Here is a 26,415-nt window from a genome sequence, read left to right on the forward strand (position 1 = left end):
TTTTACTTCTTAGATAAGACACCAGGGCTAAACCGTCTGTGGCGGGCGGTTTAGCCTGATCTGTTTTTAAAGAATATGCAGACACTTGGAGGTTATATGTTTACGATCGAGAATTTAACCAAGACGTATAAAAATAACGTGACTGCTGTCAATGATTTTCATTTGAAAATTGCCCCTCATCAAATCGTTGCTGTGGCTGGACCAAATGGATCCGGTAAAACAACGATGATTAACTGTGTACTCGGCATCATTAAGCATACAGAAGGAACCATTCATATCAAGGATGTCACAAATGATGATCCATCCTTTAAAAAACAAGTCGCCTATGTTCCAGATGATCTGCTGCTCCCTGAAGCATTGACTGGTGCTGAATATTTAGATTTTGTTTCTTCTATGTATGAATGTAAAACAATTCAAAGAAGAAATCAACTAATTGAATTGTTTGATATGGAAACAGCTTTATCAAGACCGATTGAAACCTATTCCCATGGAATGAAAAAAAAGACACAGCTGATTGCTGCCTTTATGCTTGAGAGTCAATTAGTGATCATGGATGAGCCCTTTAGAGGACTTGATATTGAAGCGGTTATAAACACAAAGAAACTGATGAAACGTTATGCCGAGCACCATGGTGCAATCTTGCTTTCAACGCATGATATGCTTTCAGCGGAAGAGCTGTGCCACAAGATCGCCATTATTTCTAAAGGAAATAAAATGGATGAAGGAACGGTTTCAGCCTTAAAAGAAAAGTATCAATCAAGCACATTGGAACAGGTGTTTCTGAAAGCTTCAATGTTAAGTGATAGGGGTGAACATTTTGATGAAATCATTAATCATTTCTAAAATGATGCTTAAAATGTGGCAGCAGGAGATGTATAAGCTCTTTGATACTCAAACGAAGCGAATCATTGTGGTCTTATTCTTTTTGTTTGCAGTCACAATGGGAGCCATCATCGGATACAGTTTTACGGGTGTCTTTATGAAGGCTTTCTTAAATGGAGATGAACGTTCACTTGGGTTGTTGGTTGTGTCGATGGCAATCAATGCATCCATTTTTACAAGCTTGTTATTTGTGCTGATCAAAGTCAGAACACCTGAACAAGATCGTTTTTCTATGCAGCTCAGCTGGTTTCCGCTGTCTACCTTTCAAAAAAGTCTTGGTTACTTCATTCCGATGGTGACAGTCGTGACAGGGCTTGTTTTATTTTTCATCGGGATCTTGCTTTTACCTAATTTTATTGCACAAGGGATCGGTATTTTCTTTATTCTTACATTCTTTTTGATGGTGCTTTTGCAATCGCTCTTTGTCTTAACACTGCTTCAGCTCATTTACAACGTGACTTATTTACTCGTACTAAAATTAAAATTACCGTTGCAAAAATTTGCAGCGATATTTGTTTTATTAGCGCTAGTTGTAGCGTATGGAATGACACATTTCGACATCAATCAAATACAGCAATCATATGTACAGTTTGATTATCATTTGATGTATTTTACAGCGCCGTTTTTCTTAGCGGCACAAGGGATGTCTCCTGACGGGGTGAATTATGCGATTTTGGTCCTCTTCATCTTATTATCTGCGGGAGGCGCATTTATTTCTCTTGCTTTAATGCCAATTATGGCTGAGAAAAAAGCGTTAACCTTTCTGCACAAACTACCATTTTCATCTTCGAAAAAGTGGTCACTCATTGTAAAGGAAATAAAGTCACAAGTGAGAAATGAAGAAAATATTTTAAACTTTCTCATCCTCCTTATTGTCATTTTATTTGTCCGTTATCAGTTTGCCTTCCGCTTTGAAGGAGAAGCTTTTTTTGTCTTATGTGCGCTAGCTGGGTTAACAGCTTTTAATTCATTTGGCAATGACAAACGTATGCTTGGGATGTATAAAACGTTTGGTCTAAGGCCGTGGGAAGTGGCTCTTTATAAGTTTCTCGGGCTTTTGCTCGTTGGTGTGATCCAAATTGTTTTATTTATGATCACAACACTGACGCTCCCGGATCAGATCTGGATCGTGTTGATTGGCGCTGCTGTCTTGTGTAATGCAACGGCTCTCTTTTATGTGGTAGGTATTTTATTACCCCTTGATCGAAATAATCCTTACACAGGTATTTTCTCGTTTGGAGCGCTTATTTTAATCATGATTCCGATTGTATTTATTGGAAACTATGTGATAGGGGAATCGAGTCAAATGCTTCAGTGGCTGCTTGTGGCAGGATTTGAATGTCTGCTCATCTTTGCCATACATAAAGGTTTTTCATGGAGGTATTCACATGATTCAACTTCTTAACAATAAGCTAAAGATTGAGCGGGTGCCGGCACTTGGGCCATATGTGACTTTACAAAAAAGGCATTTGACTGATACGCAGTACGGAAGCTCACTTCCAATTAACGAAAGTGCATATCATATGTTAACGAAAGTGGATGGTCAAAGGACAGAGGCGAGTATTACGGCAGAACTCGCCGATTTGTTTCAGGTCGATGAGTCTGTGATTGCCCGCGATTTTTATCAATTGATGATGGGGCTGAATCAGCATCACTTGCTGTCGATTCATTATCAATCACCATATCGGACTGTCACAGCCTTCTGTCAATTTTTTAAGCAGTATCAAGTAAAGATGAAAGAGCGGTTTGACTGCACGGGTCATTCATTTCTTCACATATTGGGTACGGCTCTGCTGATGGTGACGCGCAAAATCATCTTTTTCTGGGTGCTCTTTATGATCATGGCGGGAATCGCCTTTTTATTTATTCCTGATCCATCGATTGCAGCCATTGCCATTTATTTTACGATTATTTATTTCGGGTTAATTACTGGAACTGCCTTGCATGAGGCGGCACATGGGTATGCACATCGGAAGTTCGCCGGCCGGGATGGTCCTCAAGGCTTTTTTGCGAGCGATATGATGTCTGTGAAATTTGTGAGGCCTGTTTTAGATCCGTTTCAGAAAAAACAGGTGTGGATTACACTGCTTGGTCCGCTTTTGCCGGGGCTCATTGGCGCAGCCGGAATCATTGTGACTGTTTTATTTCTAAAAGAAAATCCAATTTCGACAGGGTTTTTCATTTTTTCAATCACGTATTTTATTCAATTACTCTACCTTCTTCCGTTTATGGGGGATGGTAAGTCTATTATGAAGCAGTTATTGCTTGGTGGAATGGGAGGACAACGATCATGAACGTTCAGGCAATGAAACAAGGTGCAATTGTTGGTAGTTTCCTAGGTTTCTTAGGTTTTCCGATGCTGACCATTGGTGTTCTGTTCTATCACTTATTTCAATCAAAAACAAATAATGAATTATTATTTAACAGTCTTGCTTTTGAAATGGAAGGTTCGTCTGCTTTTACGTTCCAAATCAAACCAAACTTTTTTATTTATATGGTTGTCATTTTTGCTGTCAGTTTTCTCATTGTGGCATTCCTATCAGCCATGAAACAGAAAAAAGCGAAAGATTAGGAGAATTTTCCTAATCTTTTTTTGTATAATCAACCAAATTTTAGTATAATAAAAAATAAAAGTATAAAAGGGGATATCAATGATTAAGAAATGGAGCATTCTTTTATTTACTGTTTTTCTATTAGCAGGATGCGGCGAGAAGGCTGCAGAAACAACAACGACAGAGAAAACGGTCTCTAAAATAGAAACAGAGTCTGACTCTAAAAACCAAGTAACGATTGAAAAAATGAAATTGACAAAGAAAGAAAAAAACTTACTAGAGGCATCAACGACGAATGAAATAGTAGCTCTTACACTTAAAGGATTAACGAAGAATGATAAGAGTATTACGTTTATCGGGAGCCACTACAAAAATGGCCGGCTAGTTGATAAGGAATCATCTTCTTCGACTTTTACGTTACATCAGGATGGAACTGACCAAACGATGAATATACTTTTACAATTAAGAGATGAGAAAGATACATATGAATCACAATTTAGTATGTGGTCAGACAACAAGAATGAGGGAATGACAAAAGCAACAGCAAGTTTTCCGTTCAAAATAAGTGATTATGTTTTTTCTGCACAATCTGATACTGTCAAAGTCTCTTCTGGAGGAAAGGCACTGATTGCATATACAGCGGCAATGGGAAAAGACGGGAATTCACCGATGCTTGAAAGGATTGAGAAAAATCCTAAGCAAGCGCTGAAGAATAAGTCACATGCCTACTTATTTTATATCCAGCTAGACAAATAACTATCGTGATATATATGGAGAATATGAATTTTTTTGACGAAAAATCTTCATATTCTCTTGACGAATTGTTAAGAAAGTTGTAACATAATAAAAGTCAACGCAATGATGTTGTCTTTAAAAGATTGATGCGGGTGTAGTTTAGTGGTAAAACCTCAGCCTTCCAAGCTGATGTCGTGAGTTCGATTCTCATCACCCGCTCCAATACATAATTTTGTTTATAACGCAGTATTTCGTTTCATAGATAAACGAAGTGTTGCGTTTTTTATTATGTCAGTATAATGTAAAAAGCACTGTCACCTACAGTGCTTTTTCAATGAGTTCATATTTGCTTTCTCCACCATGTATTTGTATAAACATCTTCGTCAAGGATTGTATAAGTGCCTCACTCTTTTCCCGGGAAATAGATGGTGGGAAGAGAATGATTTGAAGAATGCTTTTTGTGTCTTGAGAAATTTGAGCTTTATTTGCTTGAGAAAATAACCCTTTAAGCTCTGCGCCATCCTGCCATTCAATATGACCAGTTTCATTTTTGGATAATGAAAGAGGCCCTTTCAATTGATCGGCATCTAATGTAAGGATAGGCAAGAAATATTTTAATGAAAAAAATATCGACAAATCCTGTACGGAATTGGTCGAGTCAATAAATTGTTCTTTTTGAATATCAGCAAGAAGTGGAAGAAAGGGGACATCTTCTAGAAGATTCGTCCATTCTTTGATCGCTGGTACTTCTTCCAAAGTTTGATCTTCATATTCAAAAAACAAAGATTCTTGAAACAGGCGCAGTCGGCCTTTTAACATTTGAGGGGATTTTCCTATCTCAATATGTGAATATTCAATCTGTCCAACATGGATAGACGGGCTTTGAGGTTGGAAAATTTCCATTTGTATCTTCACAGTGACTCACTCCAATCGGTCATGATACACTCGTATTATACTGAAAACAACTGAAGAAACAAAGAAAGGAGGTTTGCAAGGTGATTCATGTTGGACAATTAAAAGAAGAGTTAATTCAATATGCGAATGAAATTGGTGTCGATAAAATTCGATTTGCAAGTGCTGATACATTTGATTCATTAAAGGACCGCCTCATCTTACATGAATCGTTAGGGTATTTGTCCGGTTTTGAAGAGCCTGATATCGAAAAACGAACAAATCCTGCTTTGCTGCTTCCAAAAGCAAAATCAATTGTCGCCATTGCACTCGCATATCCTTCTAAAATGAAAGATGCTCCCCGAAGTACAAAGGATGCAAGAAGAGGGATTTTTTGCAGGGCTTCATGGGGAACTGATTATCATGTTGTGCTGAAAAAAAAGCTCGACATGCTTGAAGAATTTTTGCGCAGTAAACACGAAGATATTCGGACAAAATCAATGGTGGACACAGGTGAATTGTCTGACCGTGCTGTAGCCGAACGTGCTGGCATTGGCTTTAGTGCAAAGAACTGTATGATTATCACACCAGAGTTCGGATCTTATGTCTATTTGGCTGAGATGATTACAAATGTTCCATTTGAACCGGATGAGAAAATGGAAGACCAGTGCGGAACTTGTAATAAATGTGTGGATTCATGCCCAACGGGTGCTCTTGTGAATCCAGGCCAGCTCAATTCTCAAAGGTGTATTTCGTTTTTAACACAGACAAAAGGGTTTTTACCTGACGAATTTCGCTCGAAAATAGGGAATCGGTTGTATGGATGTGATACGTGCCAAACGGTCTGCCCAATTAATAAAGGGAAAGACTTTCATCTACATCCTGAAATGGAGCCAGATCCTGAAATTGCAAAGCCGCTCTTAAAGCCACTGCTGACAATCAGCAATCGTGAGTTTAAAGAGAAGTATGGTCATGTTTCTGGATCATGGCGAGGGAAAAAGCCTATTCAGCGGAATGCCATTTTGGCACTTGCTCACTTTAAAGATGCATCTGCTTTGCCAGATTTGGTTGAACTGATGCATAAAGATCCAAGACCGGTCATTCGAGGCACGTCTGCTTGGGCAATCGGTAAAATTGGCGATGGTCAGCAGCTTTCAGAACTCGAAAAAGCCCTTGAGCGGGAAAGTGATGAAGAAGCAAAACAAGAGATCATCAAAGGGATTGAATTGTTACAAACACCTTTAAATACTAAATAACCTCCCATTGAACATAGAATGAACCAAACAGAGATGTTAAAAAAAGTTTGGTGGTGTCTGTGTGAAACAATTATTAGAACAAACGTTAGAAGACAGACTGGCATATTTATTAAATGGCAGTACGATCAAACAGCCCCAGCTGATGTCTGATGTGGACGCTGTGGAGCGAAAGAAAGAGCTGTTTGCAAGAAGACAAGTTGAGATTGTCAAGGCGAAAGCAAAAGCAAAGCTTCTCGATTCAGCTATTCAAGATGATGGAGCTCAGCAAGTACAATATCTCGCGCACCTCACTTATGTCTGTAAGGATATAGACGATTCTTTTTATTTAGAGGAACAGGTTGAGAAAAGAGAAGCGTTTCTTTATAACGACATGCTTGTGAAAGATCGGATGATGTTAGAAGAACGACAAAAGGAAGATCAGGTGGATGAGCGCTTCCAAAATGAAGACCAATTTGGAAGAGCTTTTCACTATGACCGGCGTGCAGCTGTTCAATATGCTGAGACGTATTGGAATAAACGGAATCCAGCCTATAAAAATTTTGAAGATAACTGTACGAATTTTATTTCACAATGTCTAAAAGCAGGGAATGCGCCAACGAGAGGATATCCGAACCGTGGATCTGGCTGGTGGGTTCGTCCACATACGTGGAGCTACAGCTGGACGGTGGCACATTCGATGAAAAATTATTTAGCAAATTCCAAAGCGGGGTTGAGAGCGAAGAAGCTCAAGGAGCCGCAGGAGCTTCAAATAGGTGATGTTATTTGTTACGATTTTGAGGGTGACGGTAGGTATAATCATACAACCATTGTCGTTGATCATGATAAAGGCGGAATGCCTCTTGTGAATGCACAAACGTATGACAGCCGTATGCGTTACTGGTCGTATGAAGATTCAACGGCTTATACACCTAATATTCGTTATACGTTTTTTCACATTTTGGACGATGCTCCGAAGGATAGTTAATGGTATAATGTTGAGCGGAAAAGAAAATTAGAGGTGAACTTTTTTGGGACTTCATGTCGTTTTATATCAACCAGAAATTCCAGCTAATACTGGAAATATTGCGCGTACATGTGCAGCAACAAATACAACACTTCATCTGATTCGTCCGCTTGGTTTTTCGACAGATGATAAAATGCTGAAGCGTGCAGGACTCGATTATTGGAAATATGCCAATGTCGTCTATCATGATTCATTAGATGAATTGTTTGAGGCTCATCCTAAGGGGCAATTTTTCTACATCACAAAGTTTGGGCAAAAGCCGCATACAACGTTCGATTACTCGCAGCTAGATGAAGACTACTTTTTCGTATTTGGCAGAGAGACGAGTGGATTGCCAAAAGATTTGATTGAACGGAATATGGATCGCTGTCTACGTTTACCAATGACAGAGCATGTTCGTTCACTGAATCTATCGAATACGGCAGCGATTCTTGTGTATGAGGCGCTTCGCCAGCAGCAATACCGAGATTTGATATAAGAACATGATAAAAAGCCGAGATCCCATCTCGCTTTCAGTGAATATGTAAGTGCTGAAAATATGAACGAAATGAAAAAGGATGTTCCGCTGATGGAACATCCTTTTTTTCATTTACCAGGCTTGCCTTCGTAGCCAGCTGTGAAAATGGATACTAAAAACGTAATGATGACGCCCATCATAATGACCGTTCTCATATAAGCTCCCCCTTATCCCTTTGTTCCTTTGCTGCCGGTTTCATATGTTGTGAAGTTCGCCTTGAAAAGCAGGAGATGAAGATCATTTTTCTCCTGTTTTTCCTTTATTATGAAGGGTCTTGCGGATGGTTGTCAATTCAGTTTGCCAATTCGTCATTTTGAAGAACGAAAGCATGTAATAGGACGCCTCCGCATAGATTGTAAAACAGTATCTGATTTCTAGCTTCAATCTTGAAAGAGGAGGTTCATATGGATATTTTAAAGAAAATTGAACAGCACAGAGAAGAAGAGCAGCGACTGAAATGGGAAGGCACCTTCAGCGAATATTTAGATATTATTAAAGAAAATCCACTTGTCGCTCAATCTGCTCATTCTCGCGTTTATCATATGATTAAGGACAGCGGGATTGAAGAGGAGAATGGGGTCAGAACCTACAAATTTTTTGATCAGGAGCTTTTTGGTTTAGAGGAATCATTGGAAAGGCTAGTGGAAGAGTATTTTCACCCTGCGGCTAAACGTTTAGATGTCAGAAAGCGTATTTTATTGTTAATGGGACCAGTCAGCGGCGGGAAATCGACGCTTGTCACAAGGCTGAAAAGAGGGCTTGAAGAGTATTCACTGACAGATCATGGCGCAGTCTATGCGATTAAAGGCTGCCCAATGCATGAAGATCCGCTTCATCTCATTCCGCAAAATCTGCGGGAGGATTTCTATAGAGAATACGGCATACGTGTGCAGGGGAATTTATCACCTTTGAACTTGATGAGGCTCGAAGAGGAATATGGTGGCCGCATTGAGGATGTGAGAGTGGAACGAATTTTTTTCTCAGAGGACAAACGGACCGGCATTGGTACCTTCAGCCCGTCGGATCCGAAATCTCAGGACATTGCTGACTTAACAGGAAGTATTGATTTTTCAACGATTGCTGAATTTGGTTCAGAGTCAGACCCGCGTGCGTACCGGTTTGATGGAGAGCTCAATAAAGCGAACCGTGGAATGATGGAATTTCAGGAGATGTTAAAGTGTGATGAGAAATTTCTATGGCATCTTCTTTCATTAACGCAGGAGGGAAATTTTAAGGCGGGGCGTTTTGCGTTGATTAGTGCGGATGAATTGATTGTTGCACATACGAATGAAACGGAGTACCGATCATTTATTTCGAATAAAAAGAACGAGGCTTTACACTCAAGAATTATTGTGATGCCGATCCCTTATAATTTAAAGGTGACAGAGGAAGAACGCATTTATCATAAGATGATTTCAGAAAGTGATGTCTCAGATGTTCATATTGCACCGCATACGCTAAAGGTGGCTGCGATGTTTTCTATTTTGACAAGGCTGAAAGAGCCGAAGCGGTCTGATATCGATTTGGTGAAAAAAATGCGACTGTATGATGGGGAAAGTGTCGAAGGTTTCCAATCAGTTGATATTGATGAGATGAAAAAGGAATTTCATGACGAAGGAATGAGCGGAATTGACCCGAGATATGTCATTAACCGCATTTCATCCACTATTATTCGAAAGAACATGGAATCCATCAATGCACTGGATGTCCTCCGTTCCTTAAAAGAAGGACTCGATCAGCATCCATCGATCTCAAGTGAAGATCGGGAACGATATTTGAATTTTATTTCTGTCGCACGAAAAGAGTATGACGATATGGCGAAGAAGGAAGTTCAAAAGGCATTTGTGTATTCCTATGAGGAGTCTGCGAAAACTCTCATGGATAATTACTTAGATAATGTCGAGGCGTACTGCAATAAAAACAAACTGCGTGATCCGTTAACAGGTGAAGAAATGAATCCTGATGAAAAGCTCATGCGTTCAATTGAGGAACAGATCGGCATTTCTGAAAACGCCAAAAAGGCATTCAGAGAAGAAATCCTTATTCGGATTTCGGCTTATGCGAGAAAGGGCAAACGCTTTGATTATAATTCTCACGAGAGATTACGAGAAGCTATTCAGAAGAAGCTTTTTGCCGATTTGAAAGATGTCGTGAAAATTACGACATCGACGAAAACGCCGGATGAGCAACAGTTGAAAAAGGTCAATGAAGTAGTGGCGCGATTGATTGATGAGCATGGCTATAATTCTACAAGTGCAAATGAACTCTTAAAATATGTAGGCAGTCTTCTGAATCGTTAATAAATGAAGGAGGCATTATTGGCGCAAACTAGCACCGGTAATGTCTTTTTTAAAAATCATCGTCATTTCGACGACGGCCAGCATACGATAATGGAATCGATGGGTACAAGAATTGTCCAAAAAGGTGAGGAGGGGGATGGATGTCCCGGCAAGAAAAAAGTCAGTTTATTGTGTCTCAGGAAGACTGGTCCCTCCATCGAAAAGGCTTTGATGACCAGCAGCGTCATCAGAAAAAAGTCAAAGAGGCGATTAAAAACAATTTGCCGGATCTTGTCACAGAGGAAAGCATCATCATGTCTAATGGCAAAGATGTGGTCAAAATTCCGATCCGTTCTTTAGATGAATATAAAATTCGGTACAACTATGATAAGAATAAGCATGTAGGTCAGGGGGATGGAGACAGCCAGGTTGGCGATGTGGTCGCTCGGGATGGATCTGACAGTAAGCAAGGGCAGGGAAAGGGGCAAGGTGCTGGAGATCAAGCCGGTGATGATTATTACGAAGCAGAAGTCTCATTAATGGATTTAGAGGAAGCGTTATTTCGTGAGCTGGAGCTACCAAATCTTAAACAAAAGGAACTTGATGATATCGTTGTCGAGGAAATTGAGTTTAATGATATTCGCAAAACGGGGTTAACCGGTAATATCCATAAAAAACGAACCATGCTGTCAGCATTTAAACGAAATGCCATGACAGGAAGCCCTTCCTTTTATCCCATTTATCCAGAGGATATTAAGTATAAGACGTGGAATGAAGTCACCAAACCAGAATCAAAAGCGGTTGTCCTAGCGATGATGGATACGAGCGGAAGTATGGGGCTTTGGGAAAAATATATGGCGAGAAGCTTTTTCTTTTGGATGACACGTTTCTTGCGGACAAAGTATGAGACAGTCGAGATCGAATTCATTGCCCACCATACAGAGGCGAAGGTCGTAGACGAGGAGCACTTCTTTTCTCGGGGAGAGAGCGGGGGAACCATTTGTTCTTCTGTCTATCGAAAGGCACTAGAGCTCATAGACGAACGATATCCTCCGTCACGATATAATATTTATCCTTTCCATTTTTCTGATGGTGACAATTTGACCTCAGATAATGCACGGTGCGTGAAGCTCGTTTCTGAAATTATGAAAAAAGCCAATTTATTTTGTTATGGTGAAGTGAATCAATATAATCGGCATTCTACGTTAATGTCAGCATATAAACATATTCAGGATGAGAAATTTAAGCATTATATTTTGAAGCAAAAATCAGACGTTTTTCTCGCATTAAAAAAATTTTTTCAGCAGGAAGAAGTTCTTTCTTAAAGAGAACATTCAAAAAAACCTTTCAGCATAAGGGCTGAAAGGTTTTTTTGTGTGGAGAAGGAAGGGATCACCAGAAAAAAAGTAAAACTTTCTCTTTGACATTTCAATTTTCATTTATTAATATTTAATCTTGTTAAATATAAGTTTTTCAAAAAAGATGCCGATTGTCTTTTCTTCTTTTTCTGCTTTTTGCTCATAAGTGAACAATAAGTATAAATGGGCTGCACACCATTTTCAGCGGAGTAGAAAAAGGGGAAACAGGCAGCTCTATGAGCTTGTTTCATAATCTGTCAGATGATGGGCATTCTAAGTTTGCTAAAGCAGATGACACTATATTTTTATACATGAAAGGAGAAACAAAACATGAACAGAGGGCGTTTATTGCTAACGAATATTATTGGCCTTATTGTGATTCTTGCCATTATTGCCGGAGGTGCTTATTACTACTACGAAAGCACAAACTTCGTAAAAACAGATGAAGCAAAAGTGACAGGTGACATGTACCAAATTACAGCGCCAGCAGCTGGACAAATCAAAGGCTGGGACATCAATGAAGGTGACGAAGTGCAAAAAGACAGCACAGTTGCAAAAGTTGAAGGAGAAGCAAAAACAAACATTAAAGCAGTGGCTGATGGCACATTAGTCAAAAAAGAAGTACAAAACAACCAACAAGTGCAGCCTGGGACAGTTCTTGGTGAAACGATTGACCTAAGCAAGCTTTACATTACAGCGAATATTAAAGAAACAGACATTAAGAACATTGAAAAAGGTGACAAAGTGGACATCGTTGTAGACGGCGATCCTGATACAACATTTGAAGGAACTGTTGAACAAATTGGTTATGCAACAAACTCAACATTCAATATGCTGCCAGCAACAAACTCAAGTGGTAACTACACGAAAGTGACACAAAAAGTAGCAGTGAAAATTTCAATTAAAAATCCATCTGACAAAGTACTTCCAGGTATGAATGCTTCTGTCAAAATCTCTTCTTAATGATGACTGATATCAAAAAATGAAAGGAGGTTGTCTGAGATGGCAAATCAACCTGCAGCGACAAAACAGGGAGCAGGCTCCTTGTCTTTACTGATCATTTTAATGGCCGGTTTGTTCGTAGCGATTTTAAACCAAACGCTTTTGAACGTAGCCATGCCCCATTTAATGACTGAATTTAATGTGAGTGCGACGACAATTCAGTGGCTTACAACAGGTTACATGCTTGTCAACGGTGTGCTCATTCCGTTATCTGCGTTTTTAATCACACGTTTTGGCCAGCGCAGCTTATTCCTCGTGGCGATGATTTCATTTACACTAGGGACTTTTATTTGCGGTATTGCGCCAAACTTTTCTACGATGCTGATTGGTCGTTTGATTCAGGCAGTCGGTGGCGGTATCTTACAGCCGCTCGTCATGACAACAATCCTTTTTATTTTCCCTCCAGAAAACAGAGGGAAAGGAATGGGGATTTTTGGTCTTGCGATGATGTTTGCGCCAGCTGTCGGACCAACGTTATCTGGTTATATTATTGAACACTATTCATGGCGTATTATGTTTTATGGACTTGTACCAATCGGTGCGATTGTCATTATCGCGGCTTTCTTTATGTTTAAAAATATTGTAGAGCCTAAAAAAATCAAGCTGGACACTCTTGGTGCGATTCTGTCGATCGTTGGTTTTGCTTCGCTTCTATACGGAGTGAGTGAAGCGGGAAGTGATGGTTGGACAGATCCAATCGTTTTATCTACGATTATCATTGGTGCGATTGCGATCATTCTCTTTATTTTCCAACAGCTAAAAGCGGATAATCCGATGCTTGATTTCCGCGTGTTTAAATACAGCATTTTCTCATTATCAAGTGTTATCAACATTATTATTACCGTTGCCTTATACACTGGGATGTTCTTACTACCGATCTACTTGCAGAACCTCGTTGGGTTTACTGCATTGCAATCGGGGCTATTAATGCTTCCAGGGGCACTTGCGATGCTCATAATGTCTCCAATTTCAGGGATCTTGTTTGATAAATTTGGACCTCGTCCACTTGCCATTGTGGGGATGCTGATTACGGTTGTCACCACATACGAGTTTACAAGGCTGACGATTGATACATCTTATAGTCACATTGTGCTCATGTATGCAGTACGTGCCTTTGGTATGTCACTCTTGATGATGCCAGTCATGACTGCTGGGATGAACCAATTACCGCAGCATTTAAACAGTCATGGTACAGCGATGTCAAACACACTGAGACAAATCAGTGGTTCGATCGGTACGAGTTTGATCACGACGATTTATACAAATCGCACGACATTCCATTATTCCAATATGGCAGATCAAACGAATACAGCTGACCCGTTCTTTATGAATTCATTCCAGGCGGCTGTCTCTAATGTGATGCACCATATGGGCATGACAGCAGAAGCTGCTCAAAAATATGTGTCGACCCAGCTCTTTACGAAAGCACAAGTTGATTCCAATGTGATGGGCATCAATGATGCTTACATGTGGGTGACATTATTCTGTGCAGCTGGTGTGATTCTCAGCTTGTTCCTGCGAGATGTACGTAAGGATAAAAAGCGAAAAGAAAAGCAGGATAAGAAACAAGAAATGACATTGCTTCCAGCACCTAAGGAAGCAAACCAAGATGCAAGATAAGTGTGGAGGGACCGTACATGAAAATTTATGTCGTATACGATAGTGAAGGTGACCATACAAAAGCACTTGCAGAAGCGATTGCAGCTGGCGCAGGTGAAACAGAGCAAGCTGAAGTGTTCATTGATCATGTGAAAGATGCGGATATCCGCAAGCTTGATCAAATGGATGCAATCATTTGGGGCTGCCCTGGTCACTTTGGTACCATTAGTTCTGGATTAAAGACATGGATTGACCGTCTTGGGTATTTATGGGCAGAAGGAAAACTCATCGATAAAGTCGGTGCCGTTTTCTGTACCACTGCCACAACACACGGCGGATTAGAAATGACGATGCATAATTTGATTACGCCAATGTTCCATCAAGGGATGCTTGTGGTCGGCCTTCCTGGAAATGTTCCAGAAAATGCGTTATACGGTTCTTATTATGGAGCAGGTGTGACGTGCCCGATTGATTCTGATGAAGTGATTTCTGCAGAAGGCATTGAGCTGGGGAAAGCATTAGGAAGACGTGTAGCATCAGTCACTGCGTCATTTAAGCGATAAGGAGAGGGTTCTTTTGGCGACGATTATTGTAGCGTTAGTAGCTGCTGTTCTAGTCATTATCGGATTAGTAGCGTTCAATGTCAGACACGCTTCGGCCGAGAAGGAAGAGATCAAAGAAGATGTTTCGAATCATCCTGACGTGCCGCATAGCGAGCCAGAAGTTGCGGCGAGACCTGTAGAGCCTGAAGTGGAAGAAAAAGCGTCAGAGCCTTCTCAGACAGATGATGCTCCGTCAGGTGATGATTTCTATAGACAGGCGCTTCAAAAGTTTAAGCAGCCAGAACCACCTGTCAAAGAAGAAGAACCAGAGACGAAAATGAATGATGATATGTATCGTTCTGCTTTACAGAAACTAAAGCAGAAGGACAAATAAAAAGAGAACCTCTCGTCAGGTTCTCTTTTTTTATTGCACAAAAAAACCGCCGGCTTAAAAGCCGAGCGGTTTTCCTTCACTCTATAAAGTGCTAAAAGAGCAGATGCTCTTAAATTACGCTTTGTTAACGTTAGCAGCTTGTGGTCCACGGTTACCTTCAACGATTTCGAAAGAAACTGATTGACCTTCTTCTAAAGTTTTGAAGCCTTCGCCTTGGATAGCAGAGAAGTGAACGAATACATCGTCTTGACCTTCTACTTCGATGAATCCGAAACCTTTTTCAGAGTTGAACCATTTTACTTTACCTTCTAACATGAAATTTCCTCCTAAAGCGATCTTAACGCTTAAATTCACTATTCTTGCTCTTACACAAACTTCAAAGACGAAAACTCTTTCAAAACTTTCTTCTTAAAGATGATACGAACAAAAATAATTACCTTTACTTTACCAGTGTTTGCGGGAAAAAACAACTGTTATACGAAAACTTTTTTAAAAATAATTAGCGCTAACAAATTGAGGAAAAAGCCTATGTTAAGTGTTCTCTTTTTCGTCCAGAAAAGCTCACTTGGTTTCTGCCTGACTGCTTCGCTTTATAGAGCTCCTGGTCTGCAATAATCGGTAATTGTTTCATGTTTTCACTTGTTCCTGCATCATAAGCACATCCAATTGACACCGTAATGTGAATCGATGTTCCGTTTTGTAAATAAATTGGCTGATCCGCCATTTTTTTTCGTAAACGTTCCGCAATTTGCCATGTTTTTTCAACGGAACAATTCGGTAAAAGCACAGCAAATTCTTCACCGCCGATCCGCCCAATATAATCAGAGCTTCTTGTGTTTTTAATCAGCCTTGTTCCGATTTCTTTTAAAACGATATCTCCCTCATGATGTCCATACTGATCATTGATGGTTTTGAAATAATCGATGTCTAGATAAATCAAGGACATTTGATGGATAGGTTGCTTTAAGTTCAGAGAAAAAGCATCACTTAATATCTCATCGAATTTCCGTTTATTTAAAACACCAGTTAAAAAGTCATAATGAGCTTGGAATTTATACAAATTTAACATCTGATACGCTTTTGTTTGATGCTCAATGACATAAAAATTAAATAAACCGGCAATATACGAGAACATCCAATAGGCAGCATGCAGTTCAAATGATCTTTCATTGACGATGATGATAAATAAAATCGTCGCTATGACGTTGCTCATGGTAATAGATAACAGCATTTTTACGACGTGATTGATATGACGCTCAGCAATTAAAAAAGAAGCTGTGGCGATAAATATCATGGAAAAAATATTAATGAAAGAAGCGACATTGGCTTCGATTAATAATCGGCCAATAATGATCACACAGGCTGCAATGAACGTTTGTGCAATGCCTCCATAAAATGCCGTTAAAATAAGGGGGATATGTCTTAAATCGATGATGGCTGGTCCTGCTTTAATAGAGAAAAACATTAAGAGGACACCGAGTAACCCAGAAATCATTCCTTTATAAATTTGTCTGAGCAGGGTGTCTTCCTTTTTTAAAAAATTCTCTTTAAACACAAGCATCAATAAATAATGGAAAGTGACAAGAATTGTTAAATTAATAAAGAGGTCTCTTAGCAAAATAAAATCACCTTTTTAAAATTACTAAAATTTGTTGCAAAAGAAAAGGGGAAACAAGATAATTAATAAAAATTTCACTTATGAGGGGTTTAAAATGAGGAGGGAACAATTTCCAGATCGAACGGACTGGCTTTCTTTTTTTGAGACGTGGCCTGATGAAGGATTTGAACGAGATATGCCCATTGAATATCAAGATCTAACGTTTCGGTTTGAGAATGAGAAAGAGCGATTTGTGGTGACGATGTCTCTTGGAGTACAAGAATTTTCTTTGAAGGCTGTTCGAAAAAAGGACGCATCCGTTTTAGGAGTATATGCCTTTAAAACTGTGCGACATGTAGAAATAAAAAAGGATCGGCAGCATGAAAAAGAGCTGTTGATACTATTAGATGGTGTGGAACGGTTTGTTATCACGATCGAAATCACCTTCTTGCCTTCCTTCTGCATCATGATGAAAGAGCATTTTTCAGGAGAATAAACAGGAGCCTTCTGAAAAAAGGCTCCTGTTTTAGTTATTTGTGCTCGATGTCATTGAGTACTTGCTGAATAGATTCATCATCCATTACATTCATGACACTTTCATCAATGTGAAGAGACTGGGCGTAAGACTCTCTCGGCGGCTGATGAGTTTGGTATGTTTTTGATGATGTTTGATGTTGGCTTGTTTCATTAGGCTGGACAGCGGTGAATGCTTGCTTGATCATTTGTCCTACTTCAGCTGTGCCTTTTGAGTCTTTACGTGAATGTGAATGGGACTCATGACGAGATGACTCATGATGGTGTTGATCTTTGCCTTTCATCGTTGAGGACAAATTCATTTGAGTCATGCTGCTTAGTCTTCTCCGTAATAGTGGTGAAAATAATGCAATGATGGCTGTTGATGCTGCGATCATTGCACCAGTACTCATACCTTTTCTCTTTTTAAACAAACGAATCCCTCCATTTGATCGTGATGATACTTCTTCATCATGTTTAGGATGACCAATCAAGGCTGATTTATGAATTCATTGCTGAAATAGAGGATGTGTGCATAAAAAGTCTGCTGGATGAAAAACCTATGAGCAAAAGGAGGGAATAAATTGATGAATAAGAAATGGATGCTATCTTTATTACTCGTTCCAACATTGATCACTGCTGGGTGTGGAATGAACAACCAAGGCGATGAACGAAGAGGAACAATGAAACGACAGTACGAAAATGTCACATATAAGAACGACAACATGAGACAGGATCAACCAAATGTGCAAACACCTCAGAAGGTGAAAGTGGCAGATAAGGCATCAGAGCTTGTTGCCAACATGTCTGAAGTGAAAACAGCGAACGTACTTGTCACAGGGAAAAATGCATTTGTTGCTGTCGTGCTTGAAGGCAATAAAAGCGGAGATGTAACAGACGATTTGAAAAAGAAAATTTCTGACAAAGTCAAATCGACGGATCAACAAATTGATAATGTGTATGTATCTGCTAATCCAGACTTTGTCGATCGTATGGCAGGGTACGGAAAACGTATTAGAAGTGGAGAGCCAATTTCAGGATTCTTCGACGAGTTTACTGAAACGGTTCGACGTGTCTTCCCTGAATCAAAATAGCTACGACAAAAGCCGTATGTCATATGCGGCTTTTTTGTTTGGAACCGCACCTTGCGCACCTGACTGCATAAAGTAAAAAATATATCACCTCTTGTTGATCTTTGTTTTTTCATAGAGAGAAAGAGGTTGCAGGATGAATTCAGGTGGGGAGTAAATGAAAGCAAAACCGTCATTAATTCATAAAAAACTTGTAAGCGGAATGATTGCAGCAGGTTTGATTTTTTATGCGTTCACTGCGTACTTGATTTATGTAGGATTCCAGCTGGCAGAGCAATATCTAGAGCAGCATTCTTCGCCTAAAACGGTCTTAACGGAAGGACTCAATAAGCAAGTCTATGAACATATTCGAATCTACTATGCAAAGGATGAGGGCGCCTTTGTCGATTTGACCATAGAAGCGCTGGAACAGGCAAAGAAGAGAACGATGTCAGTGTTTCAGTATGAAGCTGACAAACCGTTAGATATCATTTATTTTGATGATAAAGAGACGATTGAGCAATTTGCCGGTATCAAGCATATTACAGGTTTTTATTCTGATGTTGATCATATGATTGGATTATACCCAGATAAACGGGAAGAATTGTTGAAGAAAGAGACACTGCCTTTATACTTTTTCAACACGTTATTCATTCATGAGTATGCCCATTTTGTTTTCTATGAAAAGGTGCATGCATACAATGTATCTCCAGTCGTCTTTCCCCTTTGGTTCCATGAAGGAACAGCAGAATGGACGGCCTATGATGTGCTGAACGCCACGTCTGAACGGTTTGACGTCATTCCTTTTAAATCTCTTTATTCTGATCAAGACTGGCAAGAATCTCGCACGACGTATGAGACAGATGTTTATTTACAAAGCTACTATATGATCTATGAGCTTGTGCAGCTTTATGGACGAGATGTCATACATGAGATCATGGAGGAAACGGCGAAAACTAGTCGTTTTGATAGAGGATTTGAACAAGCGACAGGACAACGTCTCACAGATTTTGAAGAGCAATTTAAACTGAATTATCAAAGAAACAACGGCTGACCTGTAAATAGGTCGGCCGTTGTTTTTGGTTAATGAAGCGGTTTTTGCTGATTGGCTTTGCTTGGCGGCATCTGCACTTGTCCCTGCATAGGGGCAAATGTAGACGTCATCGCCTGCATATCTTGCGCTGTAAGCTGCGGAACTTGATAATAGCTATGTTTGTTTTGATATAAGAAAATTTCATACGCCATTTCAATAAAGTTCGGGATTTGCGCTGCAAGCACACGTCGCACCACAGGGTTTGTGACCTCTAATGCAGTCATTGAGAGTAATCCAGCATGAGATTTCATGAGACCAAGCATATGCCCTGTAATTCCCGCATCTTTTACATCCTGTATTGATTGATTAGGCTTCTTAGGCTGAGATGGTTTTATTCCGTATGTCACCTGTGTCTGTTCTTTCATCATATAAGTAGATGTTTCTTCACTAGGCTTTTGACCAGTAGAAAAGCAATCTACCGTGACGTTGTACTGGGACAATACAAATTGATATTGTCGATCTAACATGTCGGATAATGCGGGATCTTGGATAAATTGCCGAAAGATCATGTATTGATCCAAAATATTAATGGTCCCTGCTAATACCTCATGTAAATCAAATAACTCATGCCCGCCATGATTGAATTGGGGCTGTTGGACATGTCCTTGAACGTTTGGTTGCTGATCGTTTTGCATAAAGAATCCTCCTTCTGTTTATACAGTCTGTTTTAATGTGAGGAAGTTTTCCTCCTTTCATGCAAAAAACATTATTTACAATTAGAGGGTTTTCTTCCTTTTTGTCGAAAAAATGTATCAGACGAATGAACATGGGGGTACCAGATGCAGGACAAAATCATTAATCGTTTGATAGAAGACGAACATGTGCAGGCACCAGTGATTGGCATCGGTGTTTCGCCGTTTGAACAGCATCATCTTGAGGCTTTTTTTCAATCATTTCCGCATGAATTAAATGCCTCTTTTATTGTTGTGCAAAATCATGTGACAGGCGATTGTGTAACTGATTTGGAAGCACTTGTTTTACCGATTGGCTACCGGGCAAAGCCGATTAAGCATGGTGATAAAGTCATGAAAAATACGATTTATGTTTGTCCGCAGCATGCAGCTGTGACATTGACAGAAGACAAACGGCTACACATAACAGAGCAGCATCCTACGAACAAGGCGTGTGCTGTAAATTCATTGTTTCAGTCACTTGCCAATGTGCAAAAGGAAGAGGCCTATGCGATCTTTTTTCAAAAAGGCTATTGTGTAGGAAGTGGTTTACTTCAAATCGTTGAGCAAGGCGGTACAGCCATATCGTGCAGTGAGACAAATAGTGGGTTTGATCGTATGTATCATCAAACATTTCAAGACCCTTCTGCACTTGCGTCATATATAGCCAACATCATCAACGTTCCGCATACAGATGTTGCAGACCCTGTTTTGATCAGAATCATTGAACGTCTTGAAATGCATAAAGGAATTGCATTTTCAACCTATGAGAAGCGCAGGCTGCTCTCTGTCATTCAAAAAAGAATGAGGAGTGCGAACCAATCGATCTCCTTATTGTCCGAGTACGATCGTTTATTAGAGAGAGAACCAGATGAGCTTGATCGTCTGCATGTACAGCTTTTAAGCGGCACGACTTCCTTTTTTAGAGATATGGAAGCCTTTCGAGTATGTGAACATCACATCATTCCGTCGATCATTGATAATACATTGAAAAATGGGAAATCTCGATGCCGCATTTGGATTGCAGGATGTTCTACAGGTGAAGAAGCCTATTCTTTTGCGATGTTATTTTTAGAAGAAATGAAACGAAGACAAGTGTCCATTGAACTTCAAGTGTTTGCAACAGACATCAATCGGAAAGCCATCCAAAGTGCAAGCAAAGGTGTTTATTCGCTTGAGTCTATGGCACGGATGCCAGAAAAATGGAGGGCGCGATATTTCGAAAAAAAAGGTGACGCTTTTATTGTGAAGCAGTCGCTTAGAAAACATATAGTCTTTGCTCCTCACAATTTATTGATCGATTCACCTTTTATCCACCTCGATTTTATCAGTTGCCGAAATGTTCTGATGTACTTCCAGCCAGAAGTACAAAAACGAGTCTTATCTCGATTCCAATATGCACTAAAGGATCAAGGGATGTTGATATTAGGACCGAATGAAAAGGTACCCAATATCCCTCGTTTATTTCATTTGTTCAATGAAAAGTGGAACATTTACACCCACTCAAACGTTCCTAAATACAATGCAGGTCATACGGAGTTAAAAGAACGAGCTGTCCAATATATGAAAGAAGTAGATCAGGAGTATGATGCATGTTTCATCATAGACGATTGCGAGAAAATCCTCGCGATATCAAACGGTGCCTATTCTTTCTTAGCGCATACAGAAGTCTCAGATGAATTAAGTGAATATGTAACCCCTGATTATATGAAAGAGATACTAAGTCAAAGCTTTCAAAAGGTGTGGACTGAAGAGACTGAGGTTGTCTTTCAACATGTCCTCATTTCGGAAAATGGAAGAAAGCAGTATGCTGATTTCACAGTGAAACATTTTGATCGCCGTTTTAAAGGAGTATACGTCATTCTCATTCGGAAGAGTGAGAGAGGAAAAAATCAAAAGAACGGCAGGGACAAAGGGATGTTAGAGCAGAATTCGGTTTATCAACAGCGAATTGTCGATTTAGAAAACGAGCTCAATGAGGTCAAACAAAAGGAGCAAGAAGCAAGGGCTCAATTAAAAGAAAAAAACAAGCAAATAGAAGTGCGCGAGAAAACAAACGAGCATTTTATTAATATTATAAACAATTTAAAGGTGACAAGAGAAGAACTGTACCAGCCGTCTGTGAAGCCAGAACTTGCCACGTTGTTTGTGGACCGGGAAATGAATATTCGCTATCACACTCCTACAGCTACCTCTTTATTCACTTCAGCTCAAACCCGGCACCAGCAAACGTTTCAGTCGATGGTGAAGAAGTTATCGAAGGAAATGCTCTATCATGATATTCAATCTGTCATTTCAGATAGGCGCGTGATCGAACGTGAAATTGAAACGAACGAAGGAGAACAATTCACGGTTCATATGACGCCTTTCTATGATCAAGATCGCGAGGGAGCAGTGATGACCTGGATCAAAATGACCGAAATGACGAAATTGAAGCAGGCTCTTCATCTTGCGGTGACAGCACTTGATAACAGCCATATTCATATTGTGGTGGCAACTGGAGAAGGTGTCATTCAGTGTGTCAACCAGCGCTTTTGTCAGTTTGTACAACAGCATGAATATGACTTGATCGGAAAAGATATTTTTTCTGTCTATTATGCGTTGTGTCAATGTGATGATCTAGCGAAACAATGGGACGTGTGTTTAAGAGAGGGCAGCTGGACAGGTGAGCTGTATTTTCAGGACTTATCAGGGCGTGAGCGATGGGAAAGAGTCTCTTTACACCGAATCGATGACCCTGACAAAATGCAGTCTACTGTCATGCGGATTTCAGAGGATATTACAAGTCAAAAACAGTCTGAGAAAATGCTGATGAAGTCTGAAATGCTGTCAGCAGTTGGACAGCTTGCAGCTGGTATTGCCCATGAGATACGGAACCCACTTACGTCGTTAAAAGGCTTTTTACAGCTAATGATTCAAAGTAAAAAGTATCAGAAAGATTATGCTGATGTGATGATGTCAGAGTTTAATCGACTTGAGTCTATTATTAACGAATTCCTTGTGCTCTCTAGAAGTAAATCTGTTAAATTTGAACCGGTGAATGTAAATCTTCTCCTCGAAGAAGTCATTATGGTCGTTGAATCTCAGGCGGTCTTAAAAGGAGTGTCGATTCAAAAGAATCTGGCGCCCTCACTGCCACATATTCAAGGCATTCCAAATGAATTGAAACAAGTGTTCCTTAACATTCTTAAAAATGGAATTGAAGCGATGGATGGAGTAACAGGTGTGATCCAAGTGACTTCATTATTGAAAAACGACCAAATGATGCTGATATTTGAAGACCAAGGAAAGGGCATACCAGAAGAGGAGATTGGGAAATTAGGTGAACCTTTTTACACAACGAAAGAAAAAGGCACGGGTCTTGGATTAATGATGACCATTAAGATTATTGAAAGCCATGGCGGTACCATTCGTTTTGAGAGCAAAAGCTTTGAAGGGACACGTGTGATTATTACGTTTCCAAGTAATTGAGATCAGCTTTACATGAAATCCATCCAGTTTTAATAATTGCTTTGTACACTAGAAGAGATGAAGTCCAAAGGGGAGAAATCTAATGAAACGTATACAATCCGTTCGAATGGTCTGTTGTTTGATTTTGGTGATATTTAGTCTGCAATCTTTACTGCCTAGTATCATGACAGCTGAGGCGTTTTCTTCTTCTGAGAAAAAGGAGACTTTATGGAAACAAACAAAGCCGATGAACATAAAAAAAGCCCGAAAACTGATAGGAGAAACGGTAACGGTGAGCGGAATCGTAACAGCAGATCAATCCGCTATAGGGAATGGGAAACTATCAACATATATTCAAGACAAAACAGCTGGTCTCAATATTTATTCTGCGCAGCCTAAGAATTTTCCAGAACTGAAAGCAGGCATGAAGGTCACGGTGACTGGCAAGGTGACGACTTATAAAGGGCTCGTTGAAATTGTGCCAGATCAAGATCGTCTGAAGATAGAGGCTGTGAATCAGCCATTGCCTTCGCCAAAGAAAGTTTCCATTAAACAATTGGAATCGGATCAGGCAAGCAAATATGAAGGAAGATTAGTGAAGGTAAAAGGCTATGTAGAACAAGCGCCAGATCAGCCAGCTGGCGGTGGATACAATGTGGTCATCATTGATAAAAAATATCATAGTACAGTCCTTAGAGTCATGGTTGATACGGGTGCCATTGATCAAGTGAAGACCGGAAAATGGTATGAGTTTACTGGCGTTTTAAGCAGATATGATACGCTGCAAGTACTTCCAAGACACAAAACCGATGTCAAATTGCTGAAGCACCAGCCAAAGCCGCCAAAAATCAAAAAAGAATATGAGGCAACGGTAGATCGTGTTGTGGATGGAGATACCATTCATTTGAAGAAGCCTGTGCTCGGCACAACAAAGGTACGCTTCGTGAATATGGACACACCAGAAACCTACCACAAGCCAAAAAATGAATTAGATCAAAACCAGCTGCGCTTTGGACAAAAAGCGACGGATTATTTAAAAACGCTCCTTTCAAGTGGTGATCGAGTCACATTAAAGATTGGCCCGGAAGCAAAGGATGGATATGGACGTCTTTTAGCTCAAGTCAAAACCAAAAAAGGGCTGAATACGAACCTAGAGCTTGTGAAAAAAGGATATGCCCCTACTTATTTCATCTGGCCTGTTGGAGATGAAAAAGAGTATCAGATGTTTCAGCAAGCAGTGAAAGATGCCAAGGAAAAAGGGCTTGGTATTTGGAATGAAGAAGATCCTCTGTTAGAACAGCCGTTTGAATTTAGAGCACGCGAGCAGAAAAAAGGGCTTACACGTTATGTTGGTGATTCATCTGCAAAAACCTACGTATCACCTGACAGCTGGAATGAGATCGATGTAGATAAACGTATCTTTTTTGCTTCTAAAGAAGAAGCAGAGCAGGCTGGATATCAGGCGTCAGAATCATCTAGTGAAGTCCCATTAACCATTTTAAGCATGAATGATTTGCATGGGAAAATTGATCAGCAATATGAGCTGGATGTAAAAGGTGATGGCAGTAAAGGAACATATGGACGGATGGATTATGTGGCGGCTTATATAAAACAAAAGCAAGCTGCGCAAAAAAATACACTGACAGTTCATGCAGGAGATATGATAGGCGGAAGCTCGCCAATATCGTCTCTTTTACAAGATGAACCAACGGTTGAACTAATGGAGAACATCGGCTTTGATGTTGGGACAGTTGGCAACCATGAGTTTGATGAAGGTGTAGATGAATTATTGCGCATCTTAAAAGGTGGAGATCACCCGAAAGGCACAAAAGGGTACGATGGGCAGAACTTCCCGCTTGTTTGTGCAAACTGTGAATATAAGGATACTGGCAAACCACTTTTACCGGCCTATGAAATCATGGATGTCGAAGGAATTCCTGTGGCTTTTATCGGGGTTGTGACAACATCAGCGGCAGGTATGGTCATGCCAGAAGGAATTAAAGACATTCAATTTACTGATGAAGTCCAAGCTGTCAATGAAGCAGCGAAGGAATTAAAGCAAAAAGGGATTAAAGCGATCGCAGTTCTGGCTCATATGACCGCCTCTCAAAATGGTGATACCATTACTGGAGAAAGCGCAAGGCTTGCCAAAGAAGGTGATGACGAAATTGATGTCATTTTCGCTGGACATAATCACGAAGTGGTCAATGGAGAGGTGAATGGAAAATTAATTGTCCAAGCCTTTGAATACGGAAAGGCAATTGGAGAAGTCAATGTCACACTTGACCGGAAAACAAAGGATATTGTCAAAAAGAGTGCAAACATCCAGTATGTAGACCAGGCTGGTATTGAAAAGGATCAGGAAGCAGCGGACATTTTAGCTCATTACGGAAAAGAAGTGGAGCCGATTATTAGTGAGGTGGTTGGAGAAGCAGGGGTCAAGATGGAGGGCGGCTATTCAAATGATGGTGATACACCACTTGGCAATCTCATTGCGGATGGCATGAGATATTCAATGAAAAGTGACTTTGCCATGATGAATGGTGGCGGCATCAGACAAAATCTCGAAAAAGGACCCATTACTTGGGGAGACCTCTTTAATATTCAGCCATTTGGAAATGTGTTAGTGAAGCTGGACATTAAGGGGAAAGATTTAGTTGATATCATTGAAGCTCAAATATCTCCTCAATTTGGACCGGATTATAGCATTTCAGGCTTTTCTTATTCGTACAATCCGTTAACATATAAAGTAGTCGACTTAAAACTGCCTGATGGTTCTTCCGTTGATTTCGATAAAACGTATACACTCACAGTGAACAACTTCATGGCGACTGCCACTGGAAGTAAGTATGCACCGATTGGGCGGCTAGGGAAAAATCCTGAAACAGGCCCAGAAGATTTAGAAGCAACGGTCGCTTTTGTAAAGAGCTTCGAGGGAGCTTCTATTGTGTATCAAAAAGAGGGCCGAATTCAACAAGCGAAACAAGAAGAAAAGGCAGCAGCAAGCTAAA

At 40.1% G+C, this 26,415-nt stretch carries 24 protein-coding genes and 1 tRNA gene; 20 read left to right on the plus strand and 5 right to left on the minus strand.

The window, feature by feature from the left end:
* Positions 1-96 precede the first annotated feature (96 nt).
* From NSQ64_RS05175 to NSQ64_RS05200, 6 genes are all read left to right on the plus strand, one after another.
* Positions 97-843: an ABC transporter ATP-binding protein gene (locus NSQ64_RS05175; protein ID WP_341015403.1), complete on the plus strand. Its 747-nt coding sequence runs from the start codon at positions 97-99 to the stop codon at positions 841-843.
* Complete coding sequence (locus NSQ64_RS05180; RefSeq protein WP_341015404.1) at positions 821-2,287, plus strand: hypothetical protein; 1,467 nt, start codon at positions 821-823, stop codon at positions 2,285-2,287. Before NSQ64_RS05175 ends, NSQ64_RS05180 begins: the two co-directional genes overlap by 23 nt.
* Positions 2,271-3,176: a PqqD family protein gene (locus NSQ64_RS05185; RefSeq protein ID WP_212360743.1), complete on the plus strand. Its 906-nt coding sequence runs from the start codon at positions 2,271-2,273 to the stop codon at positions 3,174-3,176. The genes NSQ64_RS05180 and NSQ64_RS05185 overlap by 17 nt, the downstream gene beginning before the upstream one ends.
* Complete coding sequence (locus NSQ64_RS05190; protein ID WP_008349089.1) at positions 3,173-3,454, plus strand: hypothetical protein; 282 nt, start codon at positions 3,173-3,175, stop codon at positions 3,452-3,454. Before NSQ64_RS05185 ends, NSQ64_RS05190 begins: the two co-directional genes overlap by 4 nt.
* Positions 3,455-3,533: 79 nt before the next feature.
* Complete coding sequence (locus NSQ64_RS05195; RefSeq protein WP_251185306.1) at positions 3,534-4,190, plus strand: hypothetical protein; 657 nt, start codon at positions 3,534-3,536, stop codon at positions 4,188-4,190.
* A 127-nt stretch (positions 4,191-4,317) separates the two neighbouring features.
* A tRNA-Gly gene (locus NSQ64_RS05200) sits at positions 4,318-4,391 on the plus strand.
* 96 nt (positions 4,392-4,487) lie between these two features.
* On the opposite strand, the gene NSQ64_RS05205 is transcribed toward NSQ64_RS05200, so the two are convergent.
* Entirely contained in the window at positions 4,488-5,084 is a 597-nt protein-coding gene (locus NSQ64_RS05205; RefSeq protein WP_445684637.1) for a hypothetical protein, read from the minus strand.
* A gap of 83 nt (positions 5,085-5,167) precedes the next feature.
* On the opposite strand from NSQ64_RS05205, the gene queG reads away from it, so the two are divergent.
* The 9 genes from queG to NSQ64_RS05250 all read left to right on the plus strand — a co-directional run bounded on the left by queG (position 5,168) and on the right by NSQ64_RS05250 (position 15,010).
* The gene (gene queG / locus NSQ64_RS05210) at positions 5,168-6,316 is read left to right on the plus strand and encodes a tRNA epoxyqueuosine(34) reductase QueG (RefSeq protein ID WP_268356814.1); all 1,149 of its coding nucleotides are present in this window, start codon (positions 5,168-5,170) and stop codon (positions 6,314-6,316) included.
* 61 nt (positions 6,317-6,377) lie between these two features.
* Positions 6,378-7,280 carry an amidase domain-containing protein gene (locus NSQ64_RS05215; protein ID WP_019743970.1) on the plus strand — a complete coding sequence of 301 codons (903 nt, stop codon included), beginning with the start codon at positions 6,378-6,380 and terminating at the stop codon, positions 7,278-7,280.
* A gap of 43 nt (positions 7,281-7,323) precedes the next feature.
* Positions 7,324-7,797, plus strand: a complete 474-nt coding sequence (trmL, locus tag NSQ64_RS05220; RefSeq protein ID WP_003211950.1) for a tRNA (uridine(34)/cytosine(34)/5-carboxymethylaminomethyluridine(34)-2'-O)-methyltransferase TrmL — start codon at positions 7,324-7,326, stop codon at positions 7,795-7,797.
* Positions 7,798-8,240: 443 nt separating this feature from the next.
* Complete coding sequence (locus NSQ64_RS05225) at positions 8,241-10,136, plus strand: PrkA family serine protein kinase (protein ID WP_017360374.1); 1,896 nt, start codon at positions 8,241-8,243, stop codon at positions 10,134-10,136.
* Positions 10,137-10,276: 140 nt separating this feature from the next.
* Complete coding sequence (gene yhbH, locus NSQ64_RS05230) at positions 10,277-11,440, plus strand: sporulation protein YhbH (RefSeq protein WP_007497035.1); 1,164 nt, start codon at positions 10,277-10,279, stop codon at positions 11,438-11,440.
* 363 nt (positions 11,441-11,803) lie between these two features.
* Positions 11,804-12,436, plus strand: coding sequence for an HlyD family efflux transporter periplasmic adaptor subunit (locus NSQ64_RS05235; RefSeq protein ID WP_007497037.1), 633 nt, complete (start codon positions 11,804-11,806; stop codon positions 12,434-12,436).
* A 39-nt stretch (positions 12,437-12,475) separates the two neighbouring features.
* Positions 12,476-14,095 carry a DHA2 family efflux MFS transporter permease subunit gene (locus tag NSQ64_RS05240; protein ID WP_041507548.1) on the plus strand — a complete coding sequence of 540 codons (1,620 nt, stop codon included), beginning with the start codon at positions 12,476-12,478 and terminating at the stop codon, positions 14,093-14,095.
* 17 nt (positions 14,096-14,112) lie between these two features.
* Entirely contained in the window at positions 14,113-14,637 is a 525-nt protein-coding gene (locus tag NSQ64_RS05245) for an NAD(P)H-dependent oxidoreductase (protein ID WP_008358701.1), read from the plus strand.
* A gap of 13 nt (positions 14,638-14,650) precedes the next feature.
* A complete protein-coding gene (locus NSQ64_RS05250; RefSeq protein WP_017360371.1) occupies positions 14,651-15,010 on the plus strand; it encodes a hypothetical protein in 360 nt (119 codons plus the stop codon).
* Between the two features lie 114 nt (positions 15,011-15,124).
* Here the strand turns inward: NSQ64_RS05250 and cspB are convergent, their stop codons facing one another.
* Entirely contained in the window at positions 15,125-15,325 is a 201-nt protein-coding gene (gene cspB / locus NSQ64_RS05255; RefSeq protein WP_008349061.1) for a cold shock-like protein CspB, read from the minus strand.
* A gap of 211 nt (positions 15,326-15,536) precedes the next feature.
* Complete coding sequence (locus tag NSQ64_RS05260) at positions 15,537-16,628, minus strand: GGDEF domain-containing protein (RefSeq protein ID WP_039169236.1); 1,092 nt, start codon at positions 16,626-16,628, stop codon at positions 15,537-15,539.
* A 94-nt stretch (positions 16,629-16,722) separates the two neighbouring features.
* On the opposite strand from NSQ64_RS05260, the gene NSQ64_RS05265 reads away from it, so the two are divergent.
* On the plus strand, positions 16,723-17,103 hold the full coding sequence (locus tag NSQ64_RS05265; protein WP_268381617.1) for a hypothetical protein: 381 nt from the start codon (positions 16,723-16,725) through the stop codon (positions 17,101-17,103).
* A 34-nt stretch (positions 17,104-17,137) separates the two neighbouring features.
* On the opposite strand, the gene NSQ64_RS05270 is transcribed toward NSQ64_RS05265, so the two are convergent.
* Positions 17,138-17,554, minus strand: a complete 417-nt coding sequence (locus tag NSQ64_RS05270) for a hypothetical protein (RefSeq protein ID WP_045034826.1) — start codon at positions 17,552-17,554, stop codon at positions 17,138-17,140.
* A gap of 153 nt (positions 17,555-17,707) precedes the next feature.
* Here NSQ64_RS05270 and NSQ64_RS05275 point away from each other — a divergent pair, with 153 nt between their 5' ends.
* Together NSQ64_RS05275 and NSQ64_RS05280 are read left to right on the plus strand one after the other, a co-directional pair.
* A complete protein-coding gene (locus NSQ64_RS05275; RefSeq protein WP_008349054.1) occupies positions 17,708-18,214 on the plus strand; it encodes a YhcN/YlaJ family sporulation lipoprotein in 507 nt (168 codons plus the stop codon).
* A 154-nt stretch (positions 18,215-18,368) separates the two neighbouring features.
* Positions 18,369-19,244 (plus strand): hypothetical protein, encoded by an 876-nt coding sequence (locus NSQ64_RS05280; protein ID WP_138278319.1) that lies wholly within the window; start codon positions 18,369-18,371, stop codon positions 19,242-19,244.
* Between the two features lie 29 nt (positions 19,245-19,273).
* Here the strand turns inward: NSQ64_RS05280 and NSQ64_RS05285 are convergent, their stop codons facing one another.
* On the minus strand, positions 19,274-19,918 hold the full coding sequence (locus NSQ64_RS05285) for a spore coat protein (protein ID WP_017366909.1): 645 nt from the start codon (positions 19,916-19,918) through the stop codon (positions 19,274-19,276).
* Between the two features lie 144 nt (positions 19,919-20,062).
* Here NSQ64_RS05285 and NSQ64_RS05290 point away from each other — a divergent pair, with 144 nt between their 5' ends.
* Both NSQ64_RS05290 and NSQ64_RS05295 read left to right on the plus strand, forming a co-directional pair.
* Positions 20,063-23,425: a CheR family methyltransferase gene (locus tag NSQ64_RS05290; protein WP_341015422.1), complete on the plus strand. Its 3,363-nt coding sequence runs from the start codon at positions 20,063-20,065 to the stop codon at positions 23,423-23,425.
* A gap of 82 nt (positions 23,426-23,507) precedes the next feature.
* A complete protein-coding gene (locus NSQ64_RS05295) occupies positions 23,508-26,414 on the plus strand; it encodes a 5'-nucleotidase C-terminal domain-containing protein (protein ID WP_341015424.1) in 2,907 nt (968 codons plus the stop codon).
* Position 26,415: the final 1 nt, after the last annotated feature.

The organism is Bacillus sp. FSL W8-0183, from assembly GCF_038006825.1.
In the GTDB taxonomy this organism is placed as follows: domain Bacteria; phylum Bacillota; class Bacilli; order Bacillales; family Bacillaceae; genus Bacillus; species Bacillus altitudinis.

Bases quoted from the DNA above. Each gene is read 5' to 3' on its own strand.
- NSQ64_RS05195 (WP_251185306.1), top strand. From the start codon at position 3,534: ATGATTAAGAAATGGAGCATTCTTTTATTTACTGTTTTTCTATTAGCA.
- NSQ64_RS05235 (WP_007497037.1), top strand. From the start codon at position 11,804: ATGAACAGAGGGCGTTTATTGCTAACGAATATTATTGGCCTTATTGTG.
- NSQ64_RS05240 (WP_041507548.1), top strand. From the start codon at position 12,476: ATGGCAAATCAACCTGCAGCGACAAAACAGGGAGCAGGCTCCTTGTCT.
- NSQ64_RS05185 (WP_212360743.1), top strand. From the start codon at position 2,271: ATGATTCAACTTCTTAACAATAAGCTAAAGATTGAGCGGGTGCCGGCA.
- NSQ64_RS05295 (WP_341015424.1), top strand. From the start codon at position 23,508: ATGAAACGTATACAATCCGTTCGAATGGTCTGTTGTTTGATTTTGGTG.
- NSQ64_RS05280 (WP_138278319.1), top strand. From the start codon at position 18,369: ATGAAAGCAAAACCGTCATTAATTCATAAAAAACTTGTAAGCGGAATG.
- NSQ64_RS05175 (WP_341015403.1), top strand. From the start codon at position 97: ATGTTTACGATCGAGAATTTAACCAAGACGTATAAAAATAACGTGACT.
- NSQ64_RS05190 (WP_008349089.1), top strand. From the start codon at position 3,173: ATGAACGTTCAGGCAATGAAACAAGGTGCAATTGTTGGTAGTTTCCTA.
- NSQ64_RS05275 (WP_008349054.1), top strand. From the start codon at position 17,708: ATGAATAAGAAATGGATGCTATCTTTATTACTCGTTCCAACATTGATC.
- cspB (WP_008349061.1), bottom strand. From the start codon at position 15,325: ATGTTAGAAGGTAAAGTAAAATGGTTCAACTCTGAAAAAGGTTTCGGA.
- NSQ64_RS05285 (WP_017366909.1), bottom strand. From the start codon at position 19,918: ATGCAAAACGATCAGCAACCAAACGTTCAAGGACATGTCCAACAGCCC.
- NSQ64_RS05225 (WP_017360374.1), top strand. From the start codon at position 8,241: ATGGATATTTTAAAGAAAATTGAACAGCACAGAGAAGAAGAGCAGCGA.
- NSQ64_RS05290 (WP_341015422.1), top strand. From the start codon at position 20,063: ATGCAGGACAAAATCATTAATCGTTTGATAGAAGACGAACATGTGCAG.
- NSQ64_RS05265 (WP_268381617.1), top strand. From the start codon at position 16,723: ATGAGGAGGGAACAATTTCCAGATCGAACGGACTGGCTTTCTTTTTTT.
- NSQ64_RS05245 (WP_008358701.1), top strand. From the start codon at position 14,113: ATGAAAATTTATGTCGTATACGATAGTGAAGGTGACCATACAAAAGCA.
- NSQ64_RS05180 (WP_341015404.1), top strand. From the start codon at position 821: ATGAAATCATTAATCATTTCTAAAATGATGCTTAAAATGTGGCAGCAG.
- yhbH (WP_007497035.1), top strand. From the start codon at position 10,277: ATGTCCCGGCAAGAAAAAAGTCAGTTTATTGTGTCTCAGGAAGACTGG.